The 25,844-nt window shown below is 71.1% G+C and carries 28 protein-coding genes and 1 pseudogene; 15 read left to right on the top strand and 14 right to left on the bottom strand.

Going from position 1 to position 25,844, the window contains the following annotated elements:
- Positions 1–68: 68 nt before the first annotated feature.
- Positions 69–932, top strand: coding sequence for a phosphatase PAP2 family protein (locus tag KBX46_RS23645; RefSeq protein ID WP_307871409.1), 864 nt, complete (start codon positions 69–71; stop codon positions 930–932).
- Between the two features lie 15 nt (positions 933–947).
- Here the strand turns inward: KBX46_RS23645 and KBX46_RS23640 are convergent, their stop codons facing one another.
- Positions 948–1,757: a CPBP family intramembrane glutamic endopeptidase gene (locus KBX46_RS23640; protein WP_210794100.1), complete on the bottom strand. Its 810-nt coding sequence runs from the start codon at positions 1,755–1,757 to the stop codon at positions 948–950.
- Positions 1,758–1,794: 37 nt separating this feature from the next.
- A complete protein-coding gene (locus KBX46_RS23635; RefSeq protein ID WP_088948091.1) occupies positions 1,795–2,538 on the bottom strand; it encodes a cyclopropane-fatty-acyl-phospholipid synthase family protein in 744 nt (247 codons plus the stop codon).
- A gap of 74 nt (positions 2,539–2,612) precedes the next feature.
- On the opposite strand from KBX46_RS23635, the gene mug reads away from it, so the two are divergent.
- Positions 2,613–3,182, top strand: a complete 570-nt coding sequence (gene mug / locus KBX46_RS23630) for a G/U mismatch-specific DNA glycosylase (RefSeq protein ID WP_088948092.1) — start codon at positions 2,613–2,615, stop codon at positions 3,180–3,182.
- On the opposite strand, the gene KBX46_RS23625 is transcribed toward mug, so the two are convergent.
- Positions 3,179–3,694 (bottom strand): SRPBCC family protein, encoded by a 516-nt coding sequence (locus KBX46_RS23625; RefSeq protein WP_210794099.1) that lies wholly within the window; start codon positions 3,692–3,694, stop codon positions 3,179–3,181. The two genes, mug and KBX46_RS23625, sit on opposite strands and share 4 nt — an antisense overlap.
- Positions 3,691–4,053 carry a metalloregulator ArsR/SmtB family transcription factor gene (locus KBX46_RS23620; protein WP_172862031.1) on the bottom strand — a complete coding sequence of 121 codons (363 nt, stop codon included), beginning with the start codon at positions 4,051–4,053 and terminating at the stop codon, positions 3,691–3,693. The genes KBX46_RS23625 and KBX46_RS23620 overlap by 4 nt, the downstream gene beginning before the upstream one ends.
- A 112-nt stretch (positions 4,054–4,165) precedes the next feature.
- Between KBX46_RS23620 and KBX46_RS23615 the strand changes: the two genes are divergently transcribed.
- The gene (locus KBX46_RS23615) at positions 4,166–5,266 is read left to right on the top strand and encodes a calcium:proton antiporter (protein ID WP_099853335.1); all 1,101 of its coding nucleotides are present in this window, start codon (positions 4,166–4,168) and stop codon (positions 5,264–5,266) included.
- 3 nt (positions 5,267–5,269) lie between these two features.
- On the opposite strand, the gene KBX46_RS23610 is transcribed toward KBX46_RS23615, so the two are convergent.
- Both KBX46_RS23610 and KBX46_RS23605 read right to left on the bottom strand, forming a co-directional pair.
- A complete protein-coding gene (locus KBX46_RS23610) occupies positions 5,270–6,517 on the bottom strand; it encodes an RNA polymerase sigma factor (protein WP_210794098.1) in 1,248 nt (415 codons plus the stop codon).
- Between the two features lie 3 nt (positions 6,518–6,520).
- The gene (locus KBX46_RS23605; RefSeq protein ID WP_231927465.1) at positions 6,521–6,913 is read right to left on the bottom strand and encodes a YciI family protein; all 393 of its coding nucleotides are present in this window, start codon (positions 6,911–6,913) and stop codon (positions 6,521–6,523) included.
- 247 nt (positions 6,914–7,160) lie between these two features.
- Between KBX46_RS23605 and KBX46_RS23600 the strand changes: the two genes are divergently transcribed.
- From KBX46_RS23600 to KBX46_RS23590, 3 genes are all read left to right on the top strand, one after another.
- Positions 7,161–7,379 (top strand): hypothetical protein, encoded by a 219-nt coding sequence (locus KBX46_RS23600; protein WP_210794097.1) that lies wholly within the window; start codon positions 7,161–7,163, stop codon positions 7,377–7,379.
- Positions 7,380–7,552: 173 nt separating this feature from the next.
- Positions 7,553–8,296, top strand: a complete 744-nt coding sequence (locus KBX46_RS23595) for a neutral zinc metallopeptidase (protein WP_210794096.1) — start codon at positions 7,553–7,555, stop codon at positions 8,294–8,296.
- A 120-nt stretch (positions 8,297–8,416) separates the two neighbouring features.
- Positions 8,417–9,073, top strand: a complete 657-nt coding sequence (locus KBX46_RS23590) for an HAD family phosphatase (protein ID WP_099857432.1) — start codon at positions 8,417–8,419, stop codon at positions 9,071–9,073.
- Between the two features lie 14 nt (positions 9,074–9,087).
- Here the strand turns inward: KBX46_RS23590 and KBX46_RS23585 are convergent, their stop codons facing one another.
- The 5 genes from KBX46_RS23585 to KBX46_RS23565 form a co-directional block, all read right to left on the bottom strand.
- Positions 9,088–9,465 carry a carboxymuconolactone decarboxylase family protein gene (locus tag KBX46_RS23585; RefSeq protein ID WP_088948100.1) on the bottom strand — a complete coding sequence of 126 codons (378 nt, stop codon included), beginning with the start codon at positions 9,463–9,465 and terminating at the stop codon, positions 9,088–9,090.
- Between the two features lie 159 nt (positions 9,466–9,624).
- Positions 9,625–12,180 (bottom strand): ABC transporter permease, encoded by a 2,556-nt coding sequence (locus KBX46_RS23580; RefSeq protein ID WP_210794095.1) that lies wholly within the window; start codon positions 12,178–12,180, stop codon positions 9,625–9,627.
- A complete protein-coding gene (locus tag KBX46_RS23575; protein WP_088948102.1) occupies positions 12,180–12,947 on the bottom strand; it encodes an ABC transporter ATP-binding protein in 768 nt (255 codons plus the stop codon). Before KBX46_RS23575 ends, KBX46_RS23580 begins: the two co-directional genes overlap by 1 nt.
- A gap of 360 nt (positions 12,948–13,307) precedes the next feature.
- Entirely contained in the window at positions 13,308–13,994 is a 687-nt protein-coding gene (locus tag KBX46_RS23570) for a response regulator transcription factor (RefSeq protein WP_210794094.1), read from the bottom strand.
- Between the two features lie 218 nt (positions 13,995–14,212).
- On the bottom strand, positions 14,213–15,127 hold the full coding sequence (locus tag KBX46_RS23565; RefSeq protein WP_088948104.1) for a PD-(D/E)XK nuclease family protein: 915 nt from the start codon (positions 15,125–15,127) through the stop codon (positions 14,213–14,215).
- A 140-nt stretch (positions 15,128–15,267) separates the two neighbouring features.
- Here KBX46_RS23565 and KBX46_RS23560 point away from each other — a divergent pair, with 140 nt between their 5' ends.
- The 3 genes from KBX46_RS23560 to KBX46_RS23550 are packed head-to-tail and all read left to right on the top strand — an operon-like array spanning position 15,268 to position 17,967.
- Entirely contained in the window at positions 15,268–16,359 is a 1,092-nt protein-coding gene (locus tag KBX46_RS23560) for a M50 family metallopeptidase (RefSeq protein WP_374223690.1), read from the top strand.
- Positions 16,356–17,348, top strand: a complete 993-nt coding sequence (locus KBX46_RS23555; protein WP_088948106.1) for a tRNA (adenine-N1)-methyltransferase — start codon at positions 16,356–16,358, stop codon at positions 17,346–17,348. Before KBX46_RS23560 ends, KBX46_RS23555 begins: the two co-directional genes overlap by 4 nt.
- Positions 17,349–17,394: 46 nt before the next feature.
- Complete coding sequence (locus KBX46_RS23550; RefSeq protein ID WP_088948107.1) at positions 17,395–17,967, top strand: hypothetical protein; 573 nt, start codon at positions 17,395–17,397, stop codon at positions 17,965–17,967.
- 52 nt (positions 17,968–18,019) lie between these two features.
- Here the strand turns inward: KBX46_RS23550 and KBX46_RS23545 are convergent, their stop codons facing one another.
- Entirely contained in the window at positions 18,020–18,310 is a 291-nt protein-coding gene (locus KBX46_RS23545) for a ferredoxin (protein WP_074309704.1), read from the bottom strand.
- Between the two features lie 177 nt (positions 18,311–18,487).
- On the opposite strand from KBX46_RS23545, the gene arc reads away from it, so the two are divergent.
- The 6 genes from arc to prcA all read left to right on the top strand — a co-directional run bounded on the left by arc (position 18,488) and on the right by prcA (position 24,717).
- Complete coding sequence (gene arc, locus KBX46_RS23540; protein WP_088948109.1) at positions 18,488–20,272, top strand: proteasome ATPase; 1,785 nt, start codon at positions 18,488–18,490, stop codon at positions 20,270–20,272.
- A gap of 373 nt (positions 20,273–20,645) precedes the next feature.
- Positions 20,646–22,163: a depupylase/deamidase Dop gene (gene dop / locus KBX46_RS23535; protein ID WP_374225016.1), complete on the top strand. Its 1,518-nt coding sequence runs from the start codon at positions 20,646–20,648 to the stop codon at positions 22,161–22,163.
- Between the two features lie 104 nt (positions 22,164–22,267).
- The gene (locus tag KBX46_RS23530) at positions 22,268–22,483 is read left to right on the top strand and encodes a ubiquitin-like protein Pup (RefSeq protein ID WP_088948111.1); all 216 of its coding nucleotides are present in this window, start codon (positions 22,268–22,270) and stop codon (positions 22,481–22,483) included.
- Between the two features lie 131 nt (positions 22,484–22,614).
- Positions 22,615–23,076, top strand: coding sequence for an endonuclease VII domain-containing protein (locus tag KBX46_RS32685; protein ID WP_308159673.1), 462 nt, complete (start codon positions 22,615–22,617; stop codon positions 23,074–23,076).
- Positions 22,995–23,834 carry a proteasome subunit beta gene (gene prcB / locus KBX46_RS23520; RefSeq protein ID WP_210794092.1) on the top strand — a complete coding sequence of 280 codons (840 nt, stop codon included), beginning with the start codon at positions 22,995–22,997 and terminating at the stop codon, positions 23,832–23,834. Before KBX46_RS32685 ends, prcB begins: the two co-directional genes overlap by 82 nt.
- Before the next feature lie 61 nt (positions 23,835–23,895).
- Positions 23,896–24,717, top strand: coding sequence for a proteasome subunit alpha (prcA, locus tag KBX46_RS23515; RefSeq protein ID WP_210794091.1), 822 nt, complete (start codon positions 23,896–23,898; stop codon positions 24,715–24,717).
- Between the two features lie 88 nt (positions 24,718–24,805).
- Here prcA and rfbD read toward each other — a convergent pair whose 3' ends face one another.
- Together rfbD and KBX46_RS32680 are read right to left on the bottom strand one after the other, a co-directional pair.
- Positions 24,806–25,717, bottom strand: coding sequence for a dTDP-4-dehydrorhamnose reductase (gene rfbD / locus KBX46_RS23510; RefSeq protein WP_210794090.1), 912 nt, complete (start codon positions 25,715–25,717; stop codon positions 24,806–24,808).
- Positions 25,714–25,844 (bottom strand): annotated as a pseudogene (locus tag KBX46_RS32680) (dTDP-glucose 4,6-dehydratase); the annotation flags it as partial. The gene rfbD and the pseudogene KBX46_RS32680, both read right to left, overlap by 4 nt.

Here is a 25,844-nt window from a genome sequence, read left to right as displayed (position 1 = left end):
AGACGGCGGCGGCCCCGGCCTGTCCAGCCAGGACCGGCACGAGCGAACGTCACCGAATCGAGGGGTCTGTGGATACCGCGGAGCTGCCAGCGGCGCGGCCGGCGGCACCCGCCCGGCGAGCCGCCGCACTGCGCCGGGCTCTCCGTGAGCTGGGGCTCGTCGCCGCTCTGTTTCTCATCTACAAGGCGGCTCGGGTGGCGGGAGCCGACCGGGTGTCGACCGCTGTGGGAAACGGGGAGTGGATCTGGCGGTTGGAGCGCCTGTTTCACCTGCCCGACGAGGCCGCCTTCCAACGCCCGGTGCTCTCCCACGAGCTGTTGGTGCACCTGGCCAACGGCTACTACGCGTACGTGCACTTCCCCGCCACGGTCCTCTGTCTGATCTGGCTGTACGTACGACACCCCGTGCGTTATCTCTGGACGCGTCGAATGCTCGCCGGGCTCACCGCGGCCGCACTGGCGCTGCACTTCCTGGTCCCGCTGGCACCGCCGCGACTGACCGCCCTGACCGGCATGGTGGACACCGGCAGCCGTTACGGGCCCGCCGTCTACGGCCCACCCGACACGGACGCGTTGAGCAACCAGTACGCCGCCATGCCCTCCCTGCACGTCGGCTGGGCCCTCGCCGTGGCCGTCGCGCTCATCGCGGTGACCGGCGGGCGCCTGCGGTGGCTGTGGCTGGCGCACCCGCTCGCCACCCTGCTGGTGGTGGTGACCACTGGCAACCACTACTGGCTCGACGGCATCGTCGCGGCCGTGCTGCTCGCCATCGTCTGCCTGGTGCTGCCCAGGCCCCGCGCCGGCGACCAGCCCACCCACCCGCCGACGCGGCGCCCGGGCGGATGGCCCCGCCAACGCGTACCGGCTCCGCAGGCGCCGCCCGGTCACCCAGCCGGGCGAGCCGACGCTGGTGACGTCGTCCGAACGCCCTGACCGTTGGTGTGCTCGTCAGCCGGTCGGCTCCGGTTCACGTGCCTGCCAGCTCAGGCGGTCGCGGTGCAGCCGTTGCACGGCTGCCCAGCCGAACGTGAACGGTATGGCACCCATGGCGACCAGTCCCAGGACGCCCGATCCGGTCACGTCGAAGACGGCGCCCACGTCGCCGACCAGTTGGGCGACTGTCTGGAAGGCCACGTGGAAGCCGATGCCCGCCCAGATGTCGCCGGTGGCGACCCGGAAGCCACCCAGGAGCAGAGCGAAGACGAAGAACAGCAGCAGTCTGTCGGGGGAGGTGGCGGCGCCGACCAGAAACCCGAACAGGGTGAACAACACGGACTGCCCGAGGACGGCCTGCCAGGCCGGTAACCGGGTGGCGAGGTTGCGCTGAAGGTAGCCGCGGAAGACGAGCTCTTCCGGCAGCGCCTCGTACAGGAAGACGAGGACGACCAGCAGCGCCGCCACGCCCAGGGCGTCCGGCGCGGAGGTGCGCAGGCGGATCTCGACCCAACCGAAGCCGAGGCAGAGCGCGAACCCCGCCGCGGCGGGGATGAGCCAGCAGGCCATGCCGAGCAGCAGTCGTCGCCAACCGGTGCGCAGGGAGGGCAACCCGAGACCGGTCCAGGGGCGACGGTCGAGCAGGCGACGGGCGGCCACCACCAGGGGTACGACGAGCACCGTCGTGAGGATGGCCCTGGCCACATGGGTCGGGCGGTCGTAGTCGCCATCGAGAAGAGCCCCGACAAGCAGCCACACCAGCACCGCGCCGACGGACACGACGAGGACCCGCCAGGGCAGGGCGAGACGAGGTCCGGCGCTCACCACGCGCAGCGTAGCCAGCGGTGGCAAGGGCGACCGGTCAGCGACCGAGGACGAGGTAGGCGAGGCCGAGAACGCCGCGATAGCCGTCGACGTACTCGCGCAGGCGGTCGTCGAGCTCCGCGCGGACGTCGGCCGCCCGGGGGTCCTCCGGGTAGCTGAGCAGCCACTCCTGGCGGCCCGCCAGCCAGGTGGATTCGAAGTCGTCCCACTCCCGTTGGTCGGCGGTGCTCAGGTGCAGCACCCGCCATCCCCGGTCACGGGCGGCCTCGACGAGCCCCGGCAGATCCGTGACCTCCGCTCCGAAGGTCTGCTCGACAGCCGGCGTGGGGGGACGTTCCCAGTACGCCTCACCGAACAGCAGCCTTCCGCCGGGCCGGACCACCCTGGCGAGGGCGTCGAGGGCGGCGTCGGTGCCACCGAAGGCGTGCGCCGAGCCGATGCAGAGGACCCGGTCGGCGGGCTCCTGCCAGGCCGCCGCTTCGCCCATCACGAAGGCGACGTGCCGGTTCAGGGACCGCCCCGCGGCCAGCCGCCGCCCCCGGGCGAGGGCAGCGTCGTCGGTGTCGACGCCGACGCCCCTCGTCGCGACCGGGCCGGACACGCCTCCGGCGGCGACCGCCCGCAGCAGCAGCTCACCCCAGCCGCAGCCGAGGTCGAGCACGCGCGCGCCCGGGCGGACGTCGAGTCGTTGCAGCAGCAACGCCGCGTGCTCCTGCGACAGCGGAGTGTTCCAGCGCATCCGGGCGTAGCGGCTGGCGGCGAGGTGGTCGGTTGACTGCATGCGTTGAGGGTGTCAAGGCGTGATCGTCGGCGTGCGCCGGGTCCGACACTCCGGCGTACGGCAGGATCGGTCAGATGGGCGCGCAGCAGGCGGGGCCGTTTCGGCGGCCGACCCCGCAGGAGGTGGCGGCGGCGGCCGGCCGGGGCCTCGCGGACGTGATCGGCCCCGGCCTGCGGGTGTTGTTCTGTGGCTTCAACCCGGGCCTCTATTCCGCCGCCGTGGGGTTGCCCTTCGCCCGTAAGGGCAGCCGGTTCTGGCCGGCCCTGCACGGCGGCGGCTTCACAGACCGGGAGCTGCACCCGTGGGAACACGACGAGCTGCTGCGCCAGGGACTGGGCATCACCAGCCTGAGCAACCGGGCCACCGCCCGCGCCGACGAACTGACGTCGGCGGAGCTGGTGGCCGGCGTGACGGGGTTGGCGGTGAAGGCGCAGCGGTACCGGCCGCGGTGGGTGGCCATCCTCGGGGTGACCGCGTACCGGATCGCCTTCGTCCGACCCCGGGCCGGGCTGGGTCCGCAGCCGGACCGGCTGGGCCCGGCCCGGCTCTGGGTGCTGCCCAACCCCAGTGGTCTGAACGCGCACTTTCCGCTGCCGGCGTTGACCGCCGAGTTCGGCAAGCTGCGCCAGGAGATCGACGGTTAGGCGTGCGGTGTGGACGCCTCGGCGACCAGCGCCTGGTAGTAGGGCTGCATCCTGGGGTGGTAGTCGTCGAACTGGGGGAGGGGTGAGCCGTCCCGGGAGGCGACCAGCATGTCCAGGTAGTACTCCCAGCCGGCGCCGACCTCGGCGATGCCCTCCACGCTGGTGAGGTGCTGGACGAACCGCAGCTCGGTGGTGCCGTCGGTCTCGGTCAGCACCATCTCCAGCAGCCAGGTCCCGTAGCTGTCGATCATCGACACGGCGAGGTGTCGCTCTGGTTCGCACGCGTCGATGCGCACCTCACACCAGGGCTGCTGCTCCTCGTACGCCATCTGGACCTGGATGGTCCGTCCGGGCGCGGCGTCGCCCTTCCAGGGGCCGAACCAGCGGGCCGTCCGCTCCGACTCGGTCAGGCTGGCCCAGACGTCCGTCGCCGGGGCGCGGAACGTCCGGGTCAGGACGAGATCGTGGCCGGTGGCGGTGCGAAAAAGGCGTCCGGCGGGTGTACGGGTCATGCCGTGTGCTCCCTTCGGTGCTCCGCCGGGCCGCGGCTGCGGCGCTCTCGGCGGGTGCGATAGACCTCGGTCTCCAACGCGTCGAGGTGCCGCTCCCACCGGTCGGGGGCCGCGAGTGCGGCGAGCCAGTCGACCAGCGGGGCGAGCGGGCGCGGATCGAATCGGTAGATCCTCTGTCGGCCGACCATCTCGTCGTGCACCAGACCGCTCTCGCGCAGCAGCCGCAGGTGGCGGCTGATCGCGGGTCGGCTGATCACGAATCGCTGGGCGATGTCACCCGCGGACAACGGTTCGTCGCGCAGCAGGGTCAGGATGTGCCGTCGTACCGGATCCGCGATCGCGGTGGCCACCTCGTTCACCTGGGAAGCGTAACCTATCGGTTACGGGTTAACGTGGTGAAGGCCACGGACGGCCGCATTTCGCCGCGTCGATGGTGGGCACATGATCACTTGACCTGGCACTCTGTAAGGCATGGCCGCCCTCCTTCGCTCCCGCTTGACCGACTGGACGTTTGTCGTACCTGTGCTCGCCGTCCTGATATTGATGGTCACCTGGGGGCGGAGCCTGCCTGGGCCCGTCATCGTGCTCGTCGCGGTGCTGCTGGGCGGCGCGGTGCTCGCGGCGGTGCACCACGCGGAGGTGGTCGCCCACCGGGTGGGGGAGCCGTACGGGTCCCTGGTGCTCGCCGTCGCGGTCACCGTGATCGAGGTGGCCCTGATCGTCACGCTCATGATCAGCGGGCCGGAGAAGACCCAGTCGCTCGCCCGCGACACGGTCTTCGCCGCCGTAATGATCACCTGTAACGGGATACTCGGCCTGTCCCTGCTGCTCGGGGCGCTGCGCCGCCGAGTCGCCGTGTTCAACCCGGAGGGCACCGGCGGTGCGCTGGCCACCGTGATCACCCTGGCCACCCTGAGTCTGGTCATCCCCAGCTTCACCACGGCCCGCCCCGGCCCGGAGTTCAGCCCGGCCCAACTCGTCTTCGCCGCCGTCGCGTCGCTGGCCCTGTACGGGCTGTTCGTGCTCGTGCAGACCGGCCGGCACCGCGACTACTTCCTGCCGGTCGACAGCCGGGGCAAGGTCATCGAGACGGAGGAGCACGCCAAGCCGCCCACGACCCGCGCCGCGCTGGTGAGCCTGGGCCTGCTGCTGGTGGCGCTGGTCGCGGTGGTCGGCGACGCCAAGACGGTCTCCCCGACCATCGAGGCCGGGGTCGCGGCGGCGAACCTGCCGCACGCGTTTGTCGGCGTGATCATCGCCCTGCTGGTGCTGCTGCCGGAGACCCTGGCCGCCGCCCGCGCCGCCCGCCGCGACCGCGTCCAGACCAGCCTGAACCTCGCGCTCGGCTCCGCGATGGCCAGCATCGGCCTGACCATCCCGGCCATCGCGATCGCCTCGATCTGGTTGGACGGCCCGCTGCTGCTCGGCCTCGGCGGCACCCAGCTCACGCTGCTCGCGCTGACCGCCGTGACCGCGGTGCTGACCGTCGTGCCGGGTCGGGCCAACGTGCTGCAGGGTGGCGTACACCTGGTGTTGATGGCCGCCTTCGTCTTCCTGGCCGCGAGCCCCTGACCGTCACACGCTGCCGCCCGCGAGGCGGTCCGCGCGGGCGTTCAGGTAGCGCTGCTGCGCCAGGTTCGTCGACCGGGACGCCGCCATCCGGTACGCCTCCCGCGCCGCGACCCGCTCACCGACCAGCTCCCACAGGTGGGCGCGGGCGGCCGGCAGCCGTGGGTCGTCGGCCAGTCGTGGATCGTCGGCCAGGTCGGCGAGCAGCGCCAGGCCAGCCGACGGCCCGCGGCTCATCGCCACCGCCACCGCGTGGTTGAGCGCCACCACCGGGTTGTCGGACATGCCGAGCAGCACCTCGTACAGGGCGGTGATCTGCGGCCAGTCGGTCGCCGCCGCACTGGACGCCTCGTCGTGCACCGCCGCGATGGCCGCCTGGAGCTGGTAGGGCCCGACGACCCCGCGCGGCAGCGCCCCGGTGATCAGCTCGACCCCCTCGGCGATCTGGTCGGCCCGCCACCGGCTCCGGTCCTGCTCGGCCATCGGCACCAACTCGCCGTGCGGCCCGAGCCGGGCGGGCGCGCGGGCGTCGGTGAGCAGCATCAACGCGAGCAGCCCCGTGACCTCGGGATCGTCGGGCAGCAGCCGGTGCACCAGGCGGGTCAGCCGGATCGCCTCGGCGGTCAGGTCGGCGCGCAGCAACCCGGGGCCGGCCGTGCGCGCGTACCCCTCCGTGAAGATCAGGTAGAGCACGTGCAGCACGGCGGCGAGCCGGTCCGCGCGCTCCGGGCCGGTCGGCGGCGCGAACCGCAGTCCACTGTCGCGGATCCGTTGCTTTCCCCGGCTGATCCGCCGGGTCATCGTCGCCTCCGGCACCAGGAACGCACGTGCCACCTCGGCGGTGCTCAGCCCGCCCACGGCGCGCAGCGTGAGCGCGATCTGCGACGCCGGCGACAGCGACGGGTGGCAGCACAGGAAGAGCAGGATGAGCGTGTCGTCCGCGTCGGCCGTCGGGTGGTCAGCCGCCGGAGCGCGCCACTGCTCCGGCAGCACCCACCGCGCCACCGTGTCCTCCCGCCGCCTGCGGGCCTGCTCCCGGCGCAGCAGGTCGGTCAGCCGGCGGGACGCGACGGTGATCAACCAGCCGCGCGGGTTGTCCGGTACGCCGTCGCGCGGCCAACCGCCCGCCGCCGCGATCAGCGCCTCCTGCACCGCGTCCTCGGCGGTGTCGAAATGCCCGTAGCGACGTACCAGCGCGCCGAGGACCTGCGGCGCCAGCTCGCGCAGCAGGTCCTCGACAGGTGTCTCCGCCACCGGTCAGCCGGCCAGGTCCTCGATGCCCTCCAGCACCGGCCGCACGTCCACGTACCCGCCGGGGGCGTTGGGGTCGACCAGGCCGGCGGCGATCTCGGTGGCCCGGTCGAAGCTGGCGCACTCCACGATCGTGTAACCCGCCAGGACCTCCTGCGTCTCCGGGTACGGCCCGTCGGTGACCACGGGTGCGCCCTCGCGTACCTGCACCCGGCGCGCGTGCACGGGCTCGCTCAAGCCCTGGGCGTCGACCAGCTCCCCGGACTCGGCCAGCGCCTGGTGGAACGTCTCCATGTGCTGGTGCATCGCCGCGATCTGCTCGGCCGACATCGCGGGCCGGTCGGAAGCCCGCCCCGACAACACGTCGTAGTCCTGCTGCGATCCGTAGAGCAGAATCATGTACTTCACGGGTGCTCCCTCCTGTTGGCTGGTGCCGCCGCGGCACCGCCTCACCAGAAACGTCGAACCCAACCCCCAACCCCGGACACCCACCCCACCGCCAACCCCACCACCCCACCCCGACCCGCCCCGGTGATCAAGAGCTTTGCGTCACGACACGCCGGGCGGGCTGACGCAAAGCTCTTGATCACCAGCGCCGAGCAACAGGGACAGTCAACGGGTGGTGGGTGGGGGTTAGCTTGGCGGGATGGGGACTGTGTGGGTGGTGCTGGGGATCGTTGTGGTGGTGGCTGGCTCCGCGTTCGGGGTTGTGGTTTGGCGGGGGCGGGGGACCCGGGTCGGTGGGGTTGGGGGCGACGAGCCGGTGGCTGGGCGGGATGCCCGGGTGCGCCAGCAGCGGTACGAGGCCGAGCGGCACGGCGACCAGGGTGGCACCTGGCAGCGCGGTCGCGAGTCGGGTGGTTGAGCGGCACTGCCCGTAGGACCCGCCCGTTGGAGCCGCCGCCCGTAAAGCCCGCCGCCCGTCGAGCCCGCCCCGTGAACCGTCCGGTCGCGCCGTGCGTGAAACCGGTGACGGGGCGTTTCGGTCGCATCGTCGGGGTACTACCACCGCGAGCACCGAATGTCTGGGGAGGCACAGTGGGCACACGGTCGAGGCGCGATGCCCGGGGTCCGGTGGCCGCCCTGCTGATCGCCGCGCTGGTGTCACTCGCCTGCGCGGGCGGCGGGCTGGCCGAACCGGAGGGTGAGCGTCCCGCCCCGGGCCGGTCGCAGGCATCCCCGGGGCCGAGCACTACCCGGGCCGACAGCACCACCAGCGTCGCCGAGTTCGAGCAGGACGTCGCCGACGCGCAGGAGATCGCCGAGCGCTACTGGGCTGCCCAGTTCAAGGAGTCCGGGCAGCGGTTCCAACCCATCCGGCGGATCACCCCCTACCAGCGGGCGGGCGAGGTGTCCTGCGGTGGTCAGCCGTTGCCCCGCAACAACGCCGTCTACTGCTCGCAGGGCGACTTCATCGCGTACGACGTCGCCTGGTCGGTGGCGGCGTTCCGCCAGGTCGGCGACGCGTTCGTGTTCTACCTGCTCGGCCACGAGTACGCGCACGGCATCCAGGTGCGCCTCGGCATCAACTACAGCTTCACCATCCAGCAGGAGTTGCAGGCCGACTGCATGGCCGGGGCGTACCTCGGCGACTCGGTGCGTGCCGGCGCGCTGACCTTGGCCGAAGGCGACCTGGACGAGTTCCGCGAGGGGGTGGCGGCGGTCGGCGACGACCCCGACCAACCGTGGTTCGCGGAGGGCTCGCACGGCACCGCCGAGCAGCGCACCGACTCGTTCTTCCGCGGCTACGAGCGCTCCCTGGAGGCCTGCGACCTGGGCTGAACGGGTTGCCCGGATCACGTCGGCACCCGTCGCGGCCGTCGGCGGTGCCTCGGCCTGGCAGGATCGCCGATGTCGGCCACGACCCTGGAGGATCCGCTGAGCAGCCATCACCCCGCCGCCGTGCTCTTCGACATGGACGGCACTCTGGTCGACAGCGAGAAGCTGTGGGACGTCGCGCTGCAGGAACTCGCCCAGGAGTACGGCGGGGAGCTGTCGGAGGACGCCCGCCGCTCGATCGTCGGCACCGCCATGGCCGAGTCGATGCGCATCCTGCATGACGACCTGGGGCAGCCCGAACGGGATCCGGAGATCAGCGGGGCGTGGATCAACGCGCGGATCCTGGAGCTGTTCCGCACCGGACTGCCCTGGCGGCCCGGCGCGTTCGAGCTGCTGCGCGCGGTCCGCGCGGCGGGAATCCCCACCGCGCTGGTCACCTCCAGCCCTCGGGCGCTGGTCGAGATCGCCCTGGACACTCTGGGTCGGGACAACTTCGACACGGTGGTCGCCGGTGACGAGGTGGTGGCGGCCAAGCCGCACCCGGAGCCCTACCTGACCGCGGCGCGGCTGCTGGGTGTGCCGATCGAGCGTTGTGTGGCGATCGAGGACTCGGCGACCGGGGTGGCCAGCGCGCTCGCGTCCGGCGCGGCGGTGCTGGCCGTACCGGCGGAGGTGGCGCTCGCGAGCACTGTCGGCGTACGCCAGACGGAGAGCCTGACCGGCGTGGACCTGGAGTTTCTCGCGGCGTTGCTGGCCGACCGGGCCGCGGCGACCGGCTGACGGGTCGACCCGGGTCACGGGCGTTCGGCGAAGACCGCCCCGACCACCTGGTAACTGTCGAACGCTCTCGCGGCCCCCGCGTACGCGGCCAGGTGGATGAACACCTCGACGATCTCTTCCTTGGTCACGCCCGAGCTCAACGCGATGCGCAGCTGGCCCCGCAGCGGCTCGTGGGTGCCGAGGGTGGCGGCGACCGCCACCGAGACGAGGCAGCGGCTGCGCAGGTCCAGGCCCTCCCGGGGCCATGCCTCGCCGAAGGTCTGCACGGTGGCGAGACGACGGAAGTCGTGCCCGACCGGCGGTTCGCCCTCGCCGAGCGGCAGCACCAGTGGCTGACCGAGGAGCCGCTCGGCGTTGTCGAGTGCCCGCTGGTACGCGTCCTGATCGGTCATGTCACCGGCCCCCGCTCACCGCCGTGGTCGCTGGCGGGCCGGTGCCCTGCCGGCACCACCAGCCTGGCAGTCGATCGCTGGCGGCCGCTGTCGAATCGGTCAGTCCGCGACGGCCGATGCCCCCGATCGCCAGGCGACCGGGGGCATCCATGGTGCCGATCAGTCGTGGGCGATGGCGCCCAGGACGTTGATCCGGGCCGCCCGGATGGCCGGCAGCACCGCAGCCACCACCCCGATGATCGCGGCGAGGCCGAGGAAGACACCCATCTGCCCCCAGGGGAGGATCAGGTCGGTGATGCCCTCGTCCTTGAGTGCCTCGACCACCGCGGCGCCGAGGCCGGTGCCGACCACCACGCCCAGCAACGCGCCGAACACGGAGATCACCACCGCCTCCACCGTGATCATGCCCATCGTCTGGCCGCGGCGCAGGCCGATCGCCCGCAGCAGACCCAGCTCGCGGGTCCGCTCCAGCACCGACAGCGCCAGGGTGTTGATGATGCCGAGCACGGCGATGATGATGGCCAGCGCCAACAGGATCTGGATCATCGTGAGCAGGCCGTCGAGGGAACTCGTCTGCTGCTCGATGAACGCGTCGCGGTCGGCCACCGACACCTCGGGGCTGTCCGCGAGGAGCGCCTCCACCTGCGGCTGCACGTCGGACACCCGCGCGCCCGGGGCGAGCTGGATGAAGCCCTGGATGGGCTGCGGGATGGCGAAGTCCTTCGCCGCGGCCGGCGGCAGCGTCACCGGGTTGGTCAGCTGCGACGACTCGTAGATGCCGCTGACCGTGTACGTGCGGACCTCACCGCGGGTCAGCTGCACGTTCACCGTCGAGCCCACCGACCAGCCACGGGACGTGGCGGTGTCCGAGCTGGCCAGCATCTGGGTCGGCCCGAGCCGGTCGATGTCACCGGCGGTGGCCTTCGCGCCGAAGATCTGCCGCAGCGACGCGATGTCGCTGCTCGCCGCGACCCAGGTGCTTTCGCCGTCGACCCTCGCCATGTCGCCGTACTCGCCGTCGACCAGTTGCACGCCCGGCAGAGCCTTGGCCCGGTCCAGCACACCCGGGTCGAAGCTCGGCGGACGCGGACCGCCCTGCACACCGGAGATCACCAGCTGGGCCTTGATGGTGTCCTGGGCGAGCGCGCTGATGCTGCCCTTGGCCGAGTCGAGGATCACCGTGACGCCGGTGACCAGCGCGATGCCGACCATCAGCGCCGCGGCGGTGATCGCCGTGCGGCGCGGGTTGCGCCCGGAGTTGAGCCGGCCCAGCTTGCCCGGCACCGACCAGGAGAAGATCGCCCCGAGCAGGCTCACCACCGGCCGGCTGATCAGCGGGGTCAGCAGCGCCACGCCGATGAAGGCGAACAGCACCCCACCGAGGATGGTGGCGAGGGTCTGACCGCCGGCGTTGCCACTGAGCCCGAGGAACAGCAGCACCGCGCCGATGCCGGTGACCACCGACCCGGTCACGGTGATCTTGGTCAACGGCCGGTCCGGCGTGGCCACGTCCTGCATCGCCGCGATCGGCGGGATCCGCGACGCCCGCAGCGCCGGCAGCAGCGCCGCCACCACAGTGATGACCAGCCCCACGGCGAACGACCCGATCACCGCAGCCGCCGGCACACCGATCCCGGCCAGGGTCAGGCCGCCGGCCAGCTTGCCGAACAGGAACGCCAGCAGCGCGCCCACCCCGATGCCGGCGGCGAGGCCGAGCACCGAGGCGATCAGACCGACCGCGATGGCCTCCAGCACCACCGAACCGATGATCTGCCGCCCGCTGGCCCCGATGGCGCGCATCAGCGCCAACTCGCGGGTGCGCTGGGCCACGATGATCGAGAAGGTGTTGAGGATCAGGAACGTGCCCACCAGCAGCGCCACCGCGGCGAAGCCGAGCAGGATCTTGTTGAAGAAGGACAGTCCCTCCTTCAGGCTGGCCGAGGCGTCCGCGGCCACCTGCTCGCCGGTCTTCACGTCGAAGTCCGCGCCCAGGGTGCGGGCCACGTCGTCGCGCAGCTTCTCGTCGGAGACCCCGTTGGCGGCGTTCACGGTGATGCTGCTGAACGTGTCCGGCTCGCCCAGCATCAGCCGTTGCGCCACCGGGGTTGTGAAGAAGACCTCGTTGACCCCGCCGATGGAGTCCCGGTCACCGCTGTAACCGGCGATGCCGACCAGGGTGAAGTCCCGCTTCTTCGACTCGAACGCGGTGAGCACGCCGACCTTCTGGCCGACCTGCACCTTCGCCGTGGTGGCCAGGGACTTGTTGATGACGATCTCGTCCTCGGCCTGCGGCGCGCGGCCCTCGCGCAGCTGCAGCAGGTCGCTCTCACCGGTCCAGTTCTCGCCCAGCTGCGGCGGACCGAACGAGCTGACGACCTTGCCGTTGCTGCCGATCACCCGCGCGCCGTCGGCGTTCACGATGCCCGTGGCCGAGGCCACGCCCGGCACCTGCTTCACCCGGTCCACCAGGGCGGCCGGCAGGGGAGCGGAGGTCTGCTCGCCCTCCATCTCGTTGAGCTCCACCTTCGGCTTCGCCGCGACGTTCACGTCGATCTCGGAGAAGCCGTCGGCGAAGACCGAGTCGAAGGAACGGCCCAGCGTGTCGGTGAGCACGAAGGCGCCGGACACGAACATGACCCCGAGCACGACCGCCAGCCCGGACAGGATCAGCCGGACCTTGCGGGCCAGCAGACTCTTCAGTGTCGCCCGGAACATCAGTTGCCCACCTCAGCCGGAGTGTCCAGCTTCTTCATGGTGTCCAGCACCGTCTCAGCGGTCGGCTCGATCAGCTCCGAGACGATCTCCCCGTCGGCGAGGAAGACCACCCGGTCGGCGTACGCGGCGGCGGTCGGGTCGTGGGTGACCATGACGATGGTCTGGCCGTGCTCGCGCACCGAATTACGCAGGAAGCCGAGCACCTCCGCGCCGGAGCGCGAGTCCAGGTTGCCGGTCGGTTCGTCCGCGAAGATCACCTCCGGGCGGGAGACCAGGGCCCGCGCGCACGCCACCCGCTGCTGCTGCCCGCCGGAGAGCTGCGCCGGCCGGTGGTCCAGCCGGTCCCGCAGGCCGACCGTGTTGATCACCGTGTCGTACCAGGCCGGGTCCGGCTTGCGCCCGGCGATCGACAGCGGCAGCAGGATGTTCTCCTTCGCGGTCAGGGTGGGCAGCAGGTTGAACTGCTGGAAGATGAACCCGACCTTGTCGCGGCGCAGCTTCGTCAGACCCGCGTCACCCAGCCCGGTGACGGTCGTCTCACCGATCTGCACCGTCCCCCGGGTCACCGAGTCCAGGCCGGCCAGGCAGTGCATCAGCGTCGACTTGCCGGACCCCGACGGCCCCATGATCGCGGTGAAGCGGCCACGTTCGAACTCCGCGCTGACCCCCCGCAGCGCGATGACCTGAGCCTCGCCGCTGCCGTACACCTTCCACACGTCGTTCGCCCGGGCCGCGGCCTGCGCCTGCTGGCCTACCGTCGCGGTCACGTCATCTACCTCTTCCGTCTGTCCGAAAATGCACGCCGCCCCCCGATGGTCCGGCGCGACTAGTTCAATCATCGGTGCTGCTCACGCCCGCCCCGTCCGCCCAGGGGCTGACCCGGAGCGGATATTCCGCTGCGGGTGCACCCCCATGTCGGATCAGGGTTGCCCCTGACCCGGCGACCGGTCGAGCGTGTTTCCAGCTGGCGAAACCCCCCGCCGGCTCCGACTGTGTCCCCTCACGTCACAGGAGGGTCAACCGCGCCGGGCCGTCTCCGGTCACGGTAGGTGACGGAGGCAACGGCGGCCGTCACCCCACGGTGGGATCTTCGAGTACGCCGGGTGAGGTAGTCGGGCCGCCGGCGGCTACGCCCTGGGGCGGACCAAGCCCGACTCGTACGCCAGCACGACGGCCTGCACCCGGTCGCGCAGCCGCAGCTTGGTCAGCACATGCCCGACGTGGGTCTTGATGGTGGTTTCGCTGACCGACAGCACCGCCGCGATCTCGGCGTTGGACAGCCCTCGGGCGACCTGCACCAGCACCTCGCGTTCCCGGTCGGTGAGCGCGTCGAGCGCCGCCGACGGCGTCGCCGCCGGGTCGGGCAGCAACTCGGCGAACCGGTCCAGCAGTCGCCGCAGGATGCGGGGAGCCACCACCGCGTCCCCACCGGCGACCGTGCGGATCGCCGCGATCAACTCCTCGGCGGGCACGTCCTTGGCCAGGAACCCGCTGGCGCCCGCACGCAACGCGCCCACCACGTACTCGTCCAGGTCGAAGGTGGTCAGCACCAGCACCCGCACCGGGAGTCGGGCGTCGACGATCGCCCGGGTCGCGGCCACCCCGTCCATCCGGGGCATCCGGATGTCCATCAGGACGACGTCGGGCAGCAGCCGGCGGGACAGCTCCACCGCCTCCACGCCGTCACCGGCCTCCGCCACCACGTGCAGGTCGCCCTCGGCGCCCAGCACCATCCGGAACCCGGTACGCAGCAGCGGCTGGTCGTCGGCGAGCAGGATCCGCACCGGCCGCCCCGGGGTCGCCTGTTCGGTCATCTCGCCTCCTGTCCGGCCTGCCGCACCCGGTCATCCTCGCGTACGTCGGCGGGTGCGTCGCGGATCACCGTAGAGGCCGGCCGGTCGCCCTGTCCCGACCGCAGCGGCACCGCTGCGGTCGGGTCCCCAACCGATCGGCGCGGCTCGCCCACCGACCCGAGGAGGCGATCAGCGTCGCCGGAGCCGGACCGACCTCACCGCGACGCGGGGGGCGGCTGTCACTCGTCGGCGCCCGGCACCACCGGAACCGATCGGGAGTCGCGCAACGGGTCGGCACTCGCCGCCGCGACCGGGAACGGCGGCGGAGTGCCACCGAAGGTGGGACAGAGCGCCTGGTGGCTGCACCAGTCGCACAGCTTGCTCGGCCGAGGCCGGAAGTCCTGCCGGGCGGTGGCCTGCTCGATGGCCCGCCACAGGGCCACCACCGTGCGCTCGAAGCGGACCAGCTCGTCGGCGTCCGGCGTGTAGTCCAACACCTCGGCGTCGCGCAGGTAGAGCAGCCGCAGCACCCGGGGCACCACCCCCCGGGTGCGCCACAGCACCAGGGCGTAGAACTTGAGCTGGAACAGCGCCCGCGCCTCGAACGCCTCCCGAGGAGCGCCGCCGGTCTTGTAGTCGACCACCCGCAGCGCCCCGTCCGGGGCGACGTCGAGCCGGTCGAGGTAACCCCGGATCAGCAACTCGTCGTCGACCACCGCCGAGATCAGGCTCTCCCGCTCGGCCGGCTCCAACCGGGTCGGGTCCTCCACGGCGAAGTAACCCTCCAGCAGCCCGGCGGCCGAGCGGAGGAACTCCACCGGGTCGGCCGGCTCCGCGCCGTCGAACACCCCGGCCAGCTCCGGCTGCTCGGTGACCAGCCGGTCCCACTGTGGGGCCACCAGATCGCCAGCTGCCGCCGGTGTACGGCCCTGCGCGGGCAGGTCGAACAGGCGCTCCAGCACCGCGTGCACCAGCGTGCCCCGGGCCTGCTCCATGGTGGTGCGCTCGGGCAGCCGGTCGATGCTGCGGAACCGGTAGAGCAGCGGGCAGGTCTTGAAATCCGCCGCACGCGACGGCGACAGCGAGGCTCGCACCGTCGGCGGCGCCTGCGCCGGGGTGGAAGGTTGGGGAGTGGTGACCGGTTCCGCCGTCATGTCGGCAAAGGTTAGGGCACCGGTGTGACACCGACCGCCGCCCGCCCCACACAGCAACGGTCCGTAGCATCGTGGCGATGGAGCAGACATCCCGGCCGCCGCGCCGACCCGACCGGCGCCCCGGCCTGAACGTCGGCCGGGTGTTCGGGGTGCCGCTGCACCTCAACGTCTCCATGGTCCTGTTCGCGGTGCTTATCGCCGTGCTGTACGCCGAGTTCGCCCGCCGGCAGCTGGACCTGCCGCAGATCAGCGGCTATCTGATCGGCTTCGGCTTCGTGGTGTCACTGCTCGGGTCGGTGCTGCTGCACGAGCTGGGTCACGCCCTCACCGCCCGGCGGTACGGCATCGGTGTGCGCGGAATCACCCTGGAACTGCTCGGCGGCTACACCGAGATGGACCGGGACGCCCCGTCCCCCCGCGTCGACCTGCTGGTGTCCCTGGCCGGCCCCGCGGTCTCCGCGGTGCTCGGCGTCCTCGCGGTCGCCGCCACGCTCGCCCTGCCCCAGGGGACAGTGGCCCACCAGCTCGCCTTCCAGCTCGCGGTCAGCAACGTCATCGTCGCGCTGTTCAACAGCCTGCCCGGGCTGCCGCTCGACGGTGGCCGGGCGCTGCGCGCCGCGGTGTGGGGGCTGACCCGCGACCGGCACCTCGGCACCGAGGTCGCCGGCTGGGCCGGCCGCGTCGTCGCCGTCGGCACCACGGTCGTGGTCCTGCTGCTCACCGTCACCGACCGCCTGGCGCCGCTGGCGCTGCCGCTGATGCTGCTGGTCGCCGTCACACTCTGGCGCGGCGCCGGCCAGTCGATCCGGGCCGCCCGGGTCAGCCGCCGGTTCCCGCTGATCGACCTGTCCCGCCTGGCCCGCCCGGTCTGGCCGGTGAGCACCGGCACGCCCCTGGCCGAGGCGCAGCGCCGACGCGCCGACGCCGCTCAACCCGGCGCCGCCCTGCTGGTCACCGACTCCACCGGCCGACCGGTGGCGCTGGTCGACCCGGCCGCCGCCGAGGCGGTCCCCGTCGAGCGCCGGCCGTGGCTGGCGGTGGACGCCGTGGCCCGGTCCCTGGGCACACTTCCCACGCTCACCCTCGGGTGGGACGGCGAGCGGGTGATGGAGGCCGTACAGACCCACCCGGGCGCGCAGTACGTGGTGACGTCAGGCGAAGATGTCGTCGGCATTCTGCACATCGCGGACCTGGCACAGCTCCTCGAACCCAACCGGAAGATGACACCGTGACCGCAACTCCCTCCACCGTCCCCGCCACCCCGGCGCTGACACCCGTGCACCGAGGGCCGTTCCGGCCCGGCGACCGGGTCCAGTTGACCGACCCCAAGGGGCGGATGCACACCGTGACGCTGGAGCCGGGCAAGGAGTTCCACACCCACCGCGGCATCCTGGCGCACGACACGCTGATCGGGCTCCCCGACGGCAGTGTGGTGACCACCGCCGGTGGCGGCACCGCGTTCCTGGCCCTGCGGCCACTCCTGTCGGACTACGTGCTGTCCATGCCGCGCGGCGCGCAGGTCATCTACCCGAAGGACTCGGCGCAGATCGTCGCGATGGGTGACATCTTCCCCGGCGCGAAGGTCCTCGAGGCCGGCGCCGGCTCCGGCGCGCTGAGCTGCTCCCTGCTGCGCGCCGTCGGCACCGAGGGTGAGCTGCACTCGTTCGAGCTGCGCGACGACTTCGCCCAGATCGCCAAGCGCAACGTCGAGGCGTTCTTCAACGGGCCGCACCCCTCGTGGAATCTGCACGTCGGCGACGTAGCGCAGTGCCAGGAGACCGGCTTCGACCGGATCATCCTGGACATGCTGACCCCCTGGGAGACCCTCGACATGGTCGAGCGGGCTCTGGTGCCCGGCGGAGTGTTCATCGGCTACGTCGCCACCACGCCGCAGCTCTCCGAGCTGGTGGAGGCGCTGCGCGAGCGCGGCGGCTGGACCGAGCCGCGCGCCTGGGAGTCCCTGGTCCGCGACTGGCACGCCGAGGGCCTCGCCGTCCGCCCGGACCACCGGATGATCGCGCACACCGCGTTCCTGGTGTCCGCGCGCAAGCTCGCCCCGGGGGTGACCGCGCCGCCGCGTCGGCGCAAGCCCAGCAAGGGCAACGAGGCGTACGCGCAGCGCCGCCAGGACCTGCGTGAGGCGGAGGCGGCCCGACAGGCCGCCGCCGCCCAGGCGGCCGGTGCGCAGCCCGACGGTACGGGGGAGATGGACAGGCCGTGACCATCGAGCTGGGCGTGGGCACCGCCGAGCCGGGGGAGGCGCCGGCATGAGCCGACCGGGCTACGGCGGCGGTGACCTTCCCGCGGTCTTTCCCGACTGGTCGCCGTACCAGGATCTGGAGTCGGCGGCGCGGGCCTACCTGCGCGACCCGGACGTCGCCCTGGAGGCACTCGGCGGCGTGCTGCGTGGGGCGTCGGTGCTCGGCTTCACCCTGGAACGCTTCGTCAACGAGGTCAACGGCGTGTGGCAGGAGGTCGTCGTCTGCGACGGCAGCCGCCTGATCCTCTGGCACGGCGAGGACGTGCCTCCGGAGGAGGGCCCCCCGGGCTCGATGACCTCGTCGCTGCGGGTGGTGCCGGTCTCGACCGTCACCGAGGTCGGCTGTCGGCGGCGACTCAACCGTGCCGAGAGCGGCGAGATCCGGGTCGACAGCATCGACGTCTACCTGCTGCTGACCTCACTGGACGAGGCGCCGCCGACCGAGGAGATGGCCGGCACACCACGGCACGACGCGTTGCGCTTCGGCAAGACCCTCGACGACGGCGGGGCGGGTCAGATCGCCCGGCTGGAGGAGTTCGCGCGGCTGGTCGCCTCGGTGGTCGGTCGTCCGATGCTCTGAGGCGTACCCCTTTCGGGGCCGGCCGGGCCGTGCGGCCCGGCCGGTGGGTCGCTCAGTCCTCGGCGTCCGGGCCGGCGACCTCGACACCGTCGCCGCGCACCACGTGGATGCAGTCGCCGGGGCATTCCTTCGCTGAGTCGATCACCTCGAGTCGCAGGTGCTCCGGCACGTCGACGCGGCTGCCCGGCGCCATCCGCAGCTCACCGTCGGCGCCCTTGACGTAGGCGAGACCGTCGATGTCGAACTCGAAAACCTCTGGCGCGTACTGCACGCAGAGCCCGTCGCCTGTGCAGAGATCCTGGTCCACCCAGACCTGCAGCTGATCGGTCGCGACCTCGGCCACGGTGCACCCCCCATGTTCTCCCGTCCTACGCTTCGACGGTACCCGAACGCCGGTAACGGCCCGTCAGGCCACCCTTGGCGATCAAGGTTCGGTGACGAGGGTGTTGCGTGGGACCGAATCGGCCTCATAGCGGCTAGTGTTAGGGCAGAACGTTCAAGCCCCCCGGGGAGGTGGGACGTGGCAGCACGCAGCGACGACGCGGACTCGCGCGCCGCACGGTGGGAGAAGGAAGCCCACGATCTCTCCACGCAGGTCGCGTTCCTTCAGGAGGAACTCGCTCTGGTGCGGCGCAAGTTGACCGAAAGCCCCCGACACGTCCGGCAGCTCGAAGAGCGGCTGGCGGCCACCCAGGCACAGTTGGCGCGGCTGACCGAGAACAACGACCGGCTGGTGAGCACCCTCAAGGAAGCTCGCACGCAGATCGTGACGCTCAAGGAGGAGATCGACCGGCTCGCGCAACCGCCGAGCGGGTACGGCGTCTTCCTGGCCAAGCACGAGGACGGCACGGTGGACGTCTTCACCGGTGGCCGCAAGCTACGGGTCGCGGTCTCGCCCTCGCTCGAGGTGGGTGACCTGCGCCGTGGCCAGGAGGTCCTGCTCAACGACGCGCTCAACATCGTCGACGCGTTCGGCTACGAGCGGGTCGGTGAGGTGGTGATGCTCAAGGAGATCCTGGAGGGGCCGAACGGCGGGCCGGGCGACCGGGCGCTGGTGGTCTCCCACTCCGACGAGGAGCGCATCGTGCACCTCGCCGAGACGCTCATCGGCTCGGCGATCCGGGCCGGCGACTCGCTCATGATCGAGCCCCGCTCGGCCTACGCGTACGAGCGGATCCCGAAGAGCGAGGTCGAGGAGCTGGTCCTGGAGGAGGTGCCCGACGTCGACTACGGCGACATCGGTGGCCTTCAGTCGCAGATCGAGCAGATCCGCGACGCCGTGGAGCTTCCCTTCCTGCACGCGGACCTGTTCCGTGAGCACCAGCTCCGCCCGCCCAAGGGCATCCTGCTCTACGGCCCGCCCGGCTGTGGCAAGACGCTCATCGCCAAGGCGGTGGCCAACTCGCTGGCCAAGAAGATCGCCGAACGGCAGGGCAAGGAGAAGCACACCAGCTTCTTCCTCAACATCAAGGGCCCTGAGCTGCTCAACAAGTATGTCGGCGAGACCGAGCGGCACATTCGGCTGATCTTCCAGCGGGCACGGGAGAAGGCCGGCGAGGGCACCCCGGTGATCGTGTTCTTCGACGAGATGGACTCGATCTTCCGGACCCGCGGCTCCGGTGTCTCCTCCGACGTGGAGAACACCATCGTCCCGCAGCTGCTCAGCGAGATCGACGGCGTGGAGGGCCTGGAGAACGTCATCGTCATCGGCGCCTCCAACCGGGAAGACATGATCGACCCGGCGATCCTGCGCCCCGGTCGGCTCGACGTGAAAATCAAGATCGAGCGACCGGACGCCGAAGCGGCCAAGGACATCTTCTCCAAGTACATCCTCTCCGGGCTGCCCCTGCACCCGGACGACCTGGCCGAGCACGGGGCCGACGCCCAGGCCACCGTGGCGGCCATGATCGACGCCGTGGTGCTGCGGATGTACTCCGAAACCGAGGAGAACCGCTTCCTCGAGGTCACCTACGCCAACGGTGACAAGGAAGTCCTCTACTTCAAGGACTTCAACTCCGGCGCGATGATCCAGAACATCGTCGACCGGAGCAAGAAGATGGCCATCAAGGAGTTCCTCACGTCCGGCCGCAAGGGGCTGCGCCTGCAGCACCTGCTCGACGCCTGCGTCGACGAGTTCCGCGAGAACGAGGATCTCCCCAACACCACCAACCCCGACGACTGGGCCCGCATCTCCGGCAAGAAGGGCGAGCGGATCGTCTACATCCGCACGCTCGTCTCCGGAGGCAAGGGCGCCGAGGCCGGTCGGTCCATCGAGACCGCCAGCAACACCGGCCAGTACCTCTGACCGCCAGCGGCGGCACCGGACCCGTCCGGTGCCGCCGCTGTGTGCGTCCCACCGCGAGACGCCGCTTCGCTGCTTCCCCGGTGGTCCGGCCCGGCACAGCTACGTCGCTATCGTCGGCGAGCCCGTTCGGCCCGAGGAAAGCCTGCGTCGTAGCCGGCCCATCGTGGCCGACCCGGCCGCCCATCGACCGGATCCGCACGGTGCACCCGTGCCTCCGGGCGGGCCTGACTGTGGTGCCACTCAAACCCGCCAAAGCCCGGTAGTCACGCCGCGCCGACCGACAGCGACGGGCGGTAGGCCACCGCGCAGACTAGTCTCGATGGTGTGAGCGGCGGGCACGCCGGCTCCGTGGGCGAGCGAAGCGAGTGGTCGCATGACGGTACGTCGGATCATGGGCACCGAAATCGAGTACGGCATCTCCGTGCCCGGGCAGGCCGGAGCCAACCCGATGGTCACCTCATCGCAGGTGGTCAATGCATATGGCGCACGTCCAGAACTCAACCGGGGCGGGCGGGCCCGTTGGGACTACGAGGAAGAGTCGCCACTGCGCGACGCCCGCGGCTTCACCTACTCCGGGGCCGCCTACGACCCGGCCGAGGCGTTGGCCGACGAGGACCTCGGCCTGGCCAACGTGATACTCACCAATGGTGCACGGCTCTACGTCGACCACGCCCACCCGGAATACTCCACCCCGGAGGTCACCACCCCTCGGGACGTGGTGCGCTGGGACAAGGCCGGCGAGCGGGTGATGGCCGAGGCGTCCCGCCGGGCCGCCACGATCCCGGGCAGCCAGCCGATCCACCTCTACAAGAACAACACCGACAACAAGGGCGCCAGCTACGGCGCCCACGAGAACTACCTGATGCGTCGGCAGACCCCGTTCGCCGACATCGTGGCTTACCTGACGCCGTTCTTCGTCACCCGCCAGATCGTCTGCGGCGCCGGCCGGGTCGGCATCGGCCAGGACGGCGGGCAGAACGGTTTCCAGATCTCCCAGCGCGCTGACTTCTTCGAGGTCGAGGTAGGCCTGGAGACGACGCTCAAGCGGCCGATCATCAACACCCGCGACGAGCCGCACGCCGACGCCGACAAATACCGCCGGCTGCACGTCATCATCGGCGACGCCAACCTCTCCGAGATCTCCACCTACCTCAAGGTCGGCACCACCGCGCTGATCCTCACCATGATCGAGGAGAAGGCGCTCGGGGCCGATCTCGGCGTCGCCGACCCGGTCAGCGAGCTGCGCGCCGTCAGCCACGACCCCACCCTGACGCACCGCATGCGGCTGCGCGACGGCCGCCGGCTCACCGCCCTGGACCTGCAATGGGCCTACCTGGAGCGGGTCCGGTCCTTTGTCGACGACCGGTACGGCACCGATGCCGACGAGCAGACCGTCGACGTACTCGACCGCTGGGAGAGCGTCTTGGACCGGCTGGGCCGGGATCCGATGCTCTGCGCCGACGAGTTGGACTGGGTGGCCAAGCTGCGGCTGCTGGAGGGTTACCGGGAGCGGGAGAAGCTCGCCTGGGGCTCACACAAGCTCCAGCTGGTCGACCTTCAATACTCCGACGTCCGGCCGGAGAAGGGGCTCTACCACCGCCTGGTCAGCCGGGGGGCGATGAAGACGTTGCTCACCGACGACGAGACCCGCTCCGCGATGACGGAGCCGCCGGAGGACACCCGGGCCTACTTCCGTGGCCGCTGCCTGGCCCAGTACGCCTCCGAGGTGGTCGCCGCGAGCTGGGACTCGGTTATCTTCGACGTGGGCCGGGAGTCGCTGGTCCGGGTCCCGATGATGGAGCCGGAGCGGGGCACTCGCGCGCACGTCGGCGCCTTGTTCGACCGCTGCGCTAGCGCCAAGGACCTGCTGGAGACGTTGACCGGGGGCTGAACACGCGTCCGGATGCCCGTCGTGTGCCGCAAGCCGGCGCGCGGCGGGCTTTTCGTCGCCCGCGCGAGGTAAGTTCATCGCAGACGATCGTGGAGGAGGCAGCAGTGGCCACTCATGACAGCGGCGGCCAGTCGCAGTCCGGCAAGTCCCGTCAGGGCGAGGAAATCGAGGACGTCACCACCGAGGCCAACCCTGAGGTGGCCGAGCGGCACGCCGAGATCACCGAGGATGTCGACGACCTCCTCGACGAGATCGACTCCGTCCTCGAAGAGAACGCAGAGGAGTTCGTGAGGGGATACGTGCAAAAAGGGGGCGAATAGAGCATGTCTGGATAAATCGGGCATGCTCGTCCTCTCGATAGCCGAGATGGCCACCGCCGTTGCCGCGACTGCGGCGAGTGGCTGCCCCTCGATCAGTTGCGCCACCAGCACGCGGCCGGACGCGGCACCGGATGGCCACCGGCGACGCCCGGACTGTGATGCCACCAAGCCCCTTGCCGACTTTCCGCGGAACCGCTCCGGTCGTGGGGGTTACGGCCGATACTGCAAGCCTTGCCACCACAAGATGGGCAGGGAGAGCAAGCTCCGACTGCATGGCGGGTTCCGCGAGTACCACCGGCGGCGGCGGGGAGAGGGAGTTTCCCGAGCTCCTGGCCGGGCAGGGCGGGGTCTGCGCGATCTGCGGCGGCGCCGACCCGCAACATCTGGACCACGATCATCGCACCGGATGGGCGGGCGGGATACTCTGCTTCAACTGCAACGGTGGTCTTGGCCAGTTCCGTGACAGTCCCATGAGGCTGGCCAGGGCGATCACGTACCTGAGAGGAACCACGTGGCAGCGGGCTTTGATCCATCCGGGCGTCTACCAGATGTGTTCACCAACGCGGGGACGTCCTCCTTCACCACGTTTCTGAGCTGGGTGGCCCCCGAGATGCTGCCCGGCCGGCGACCGCTGCCGCCGGGCATGGCCGCCGACCTGGCACCACACGCGACGACCATCGTGGCCGTCGCGGCTGCGGAGGGCGTGGTGATGGCCGGCGACCGACGGGCGACCATGGGCAACCTGATCGCCCAGCGTGACATCGAGAAGGTGCACCCCGCCGACGCGTACTCGCTGGTCGGCATCGCGGGCACCGCGGGCATCGGGATCGAGCTGATGCGACTGTTCCAGGTGGAGTTGGAGCACTACGAGAAGATCGAGGGCGCGATGCTCTCGCTCGACGGCAAGGCCAACCGGTTGGCCTCGATGATCCGGGGCAACCTGGGTGCGGCCATGCAGGGGCTCGCCGTGGTGCCGCTCTTCGCCGGCTTCGACCTGGCCGCCGCCGACCCGTCGAGGGCCGGCCGGATCTTCAGCTTCGACGTGACCGGTGGCCCTTACGAGGAGACCGGTTACGACGCGATCGGCTCCGGCTCGCTCTTCGCCAAGTCGGCGCTGAAGAAGCGCTTCCGGGCTGGTGTGTCGGTCGAGGACGCGACCAGGCTCGCGGTGGAGGCGCTCTACGACGCAGCCGACGACGACACCGCGACCGGCGGCCCGGATCTGACCCGCCGGATCTATCCGGTGGTGATGACCGCTACCGCCGAGGGCACCTACCGGCTCACCGACGCCGAGACGGCGACGATCGCCGAGGGCGTTGTCGCCGGTCGGATGGAGAACCCGGGCGGCTGAGTCTCGTCCACGCCCACCTGCCAGCAGTCGTCAGCACAGCGCCGTAAGGAGAACCGCCGCCGTGGCCATGCAGTTCTACGCTTCGCCCGAACAGATCATGCGCGACCGCTCCGAGTTGGCCCGCAAGGGCATCGCTCGGGGTCGCAGCGCGGTGGTCCTCAGCTACTCCGGCGGGGTGCTCTTCGTCGCGGAGAACCTCTCCAGCGCCCTGCACAAGGTCAGCGAGATCTACGACCGGATCGGCTTCGCCGCTGTCGGCCGCTACAACGAGTTCGAGAATCTGCGCCGGGCCGGTGTGCGGATGGCCGACCTGAACGGGCTGAGCTACGACCGGCGCGATGTCACCGGCCGGGCACTTGCCAACGCGTTCGCGCAGACGCTCGGTGCGATCTTCACCGAGCAGTCGAAGCCGTTCGAGGTGGAGATCTGCGTGGCGGAGGTCGGTGCCACTCCGGACGACGACGAGCTCTACCGGCTGACGTACGACGGCTCGGTCAATGACGAGCCGGGGCGGATGGCCATGGGCGGCCAGGCCGAGGCGATCACCGGCGTGCTGAAGTCCAACCACCGGGCGGACATGTCGCTCTCTGAGGCGGTGAAGGTCGCGGTTCAGGCGCTGAGCACGGTTGGTGGGGAGGGCGGCGCTGCCCGGACGATCGCCGCCAACCAGCTTGAGGTTGCGGTGCTGGACCGTCAGCGGGTCGGCCGGACGTTCCGCCGGATCACCGGTGCACCGCTGACGGGGCTGTTGAACGGTGAGGCTGCGGCGCCGGCCAGCGACGAGCGGGACACGCCGATCGTGCCGACCGGTGAGGCCGGTAAGCCGACCAGCTCTGCGGGCTCCGCGGACCTGGAGGATCGGCCGGGTCAGGCGGACCTCTGATCGTGTGACGCACAGCGCCGGGGACCGCCTTCGCGGTTCCCGGCGCTGGTGTGCAACTCGACGATGGTGGCGAGCAGCGGCAGACCGATCAGGCCGGTGACGAGGGTGAGCTTCGTGCGACCTTCCACGGGGCGGGTGGATCGGGGGAGTCGAACGCGTCAACCAGGGCGTCGTGCCAATCCGGAAGCGGCGGCAGACCCGCGGTTGCCCAGCGGCTGTGCCCCAGCACGCTGTACGCAGGCCGGGGGGCGGGACGCGGATACCGGTCGCTGGTGGTGGGCCGGATGCGGTCGGGGTCCAGGCCGGCCAGCATGAACGCGGCGCGAGCCAGCCCGTACCAGGTGGTCTGGCCGGAGCAGGTGCCGTGGTAGATGCCGGGAGCCGCCTGACCGTCCAACGCCGCGTCGGCGAGCGTGACCAGCCGCTCGGCGAGGGTGAAGGACCAGGTGGGCTGGCCGTGCTGGTCGTCGACCACATCGAGGTGCTCCCGCTGGGTGGCGAGCCGGAGCATGGTGGCCACGAAGTTCGTTCCGTGTGCGCCGTACAGCCAGGCGGTGCGGACCACGTACCCGGCGTCGGGTAGCAGCCGGGCGACGGCGTGCTCGCCGACCAGCTTGCCGCGGCCGTACGCGTTGACCGGTGCGGTGGGCGCGTCCTCGGGGTAGGGGGTTTGCGCGTCACCGGCGAGGACGTAGTCGGTGGAGACCTGGATGAGTCGAGCACCCGTGGCGGCACACGCCGCCGCGAGGTTCGCCACCCCCGTGCCGTTGACGGCGGTGGCTGCCGCCTCGTCAGCCTCGGCGCCGTCGACGTTGGTCCACGCTGCCGTGTTGATCACGATGTCGTGGTCGGCAACCGCGCCCCGGACGGCGATGGGGTCGGTGACGTCGAGTTCGGCGCGGGTGGCGGCGGTCACCTTGAGGTCGGCCCGGGTGCGCAGCACGGTGACCAGGTCCCGGCCGAGCATCCCGCCGGCGCCGGTGACGAGTAGCCGGGTCATGCGGTGGGTGTGGTCTTGAGGGGTTCCCACCAGGTGCGGTTGTCGCGGTACCAGGCGACGGTGTCGGCGAGGCCGTGGTCGAGGGTGATGCTGGGGGTGTAGCCGAGTTCTTCGCTGATCTTGGTGA

The sequence above is a fragment of the Micromonospora sp. C81 genome, from assembly GCF_018070425.1.
Classification (GTDB): domain Bacteria; phylum Actinomycetota; class Actinomycetes; order Mycobacteriales; family Micromonosporaceae; genus Micromonospora; species Micromonospora zamorensis.
This window is presented reverse-complemented; position numbering and strand designations above follow the sequence as displayed.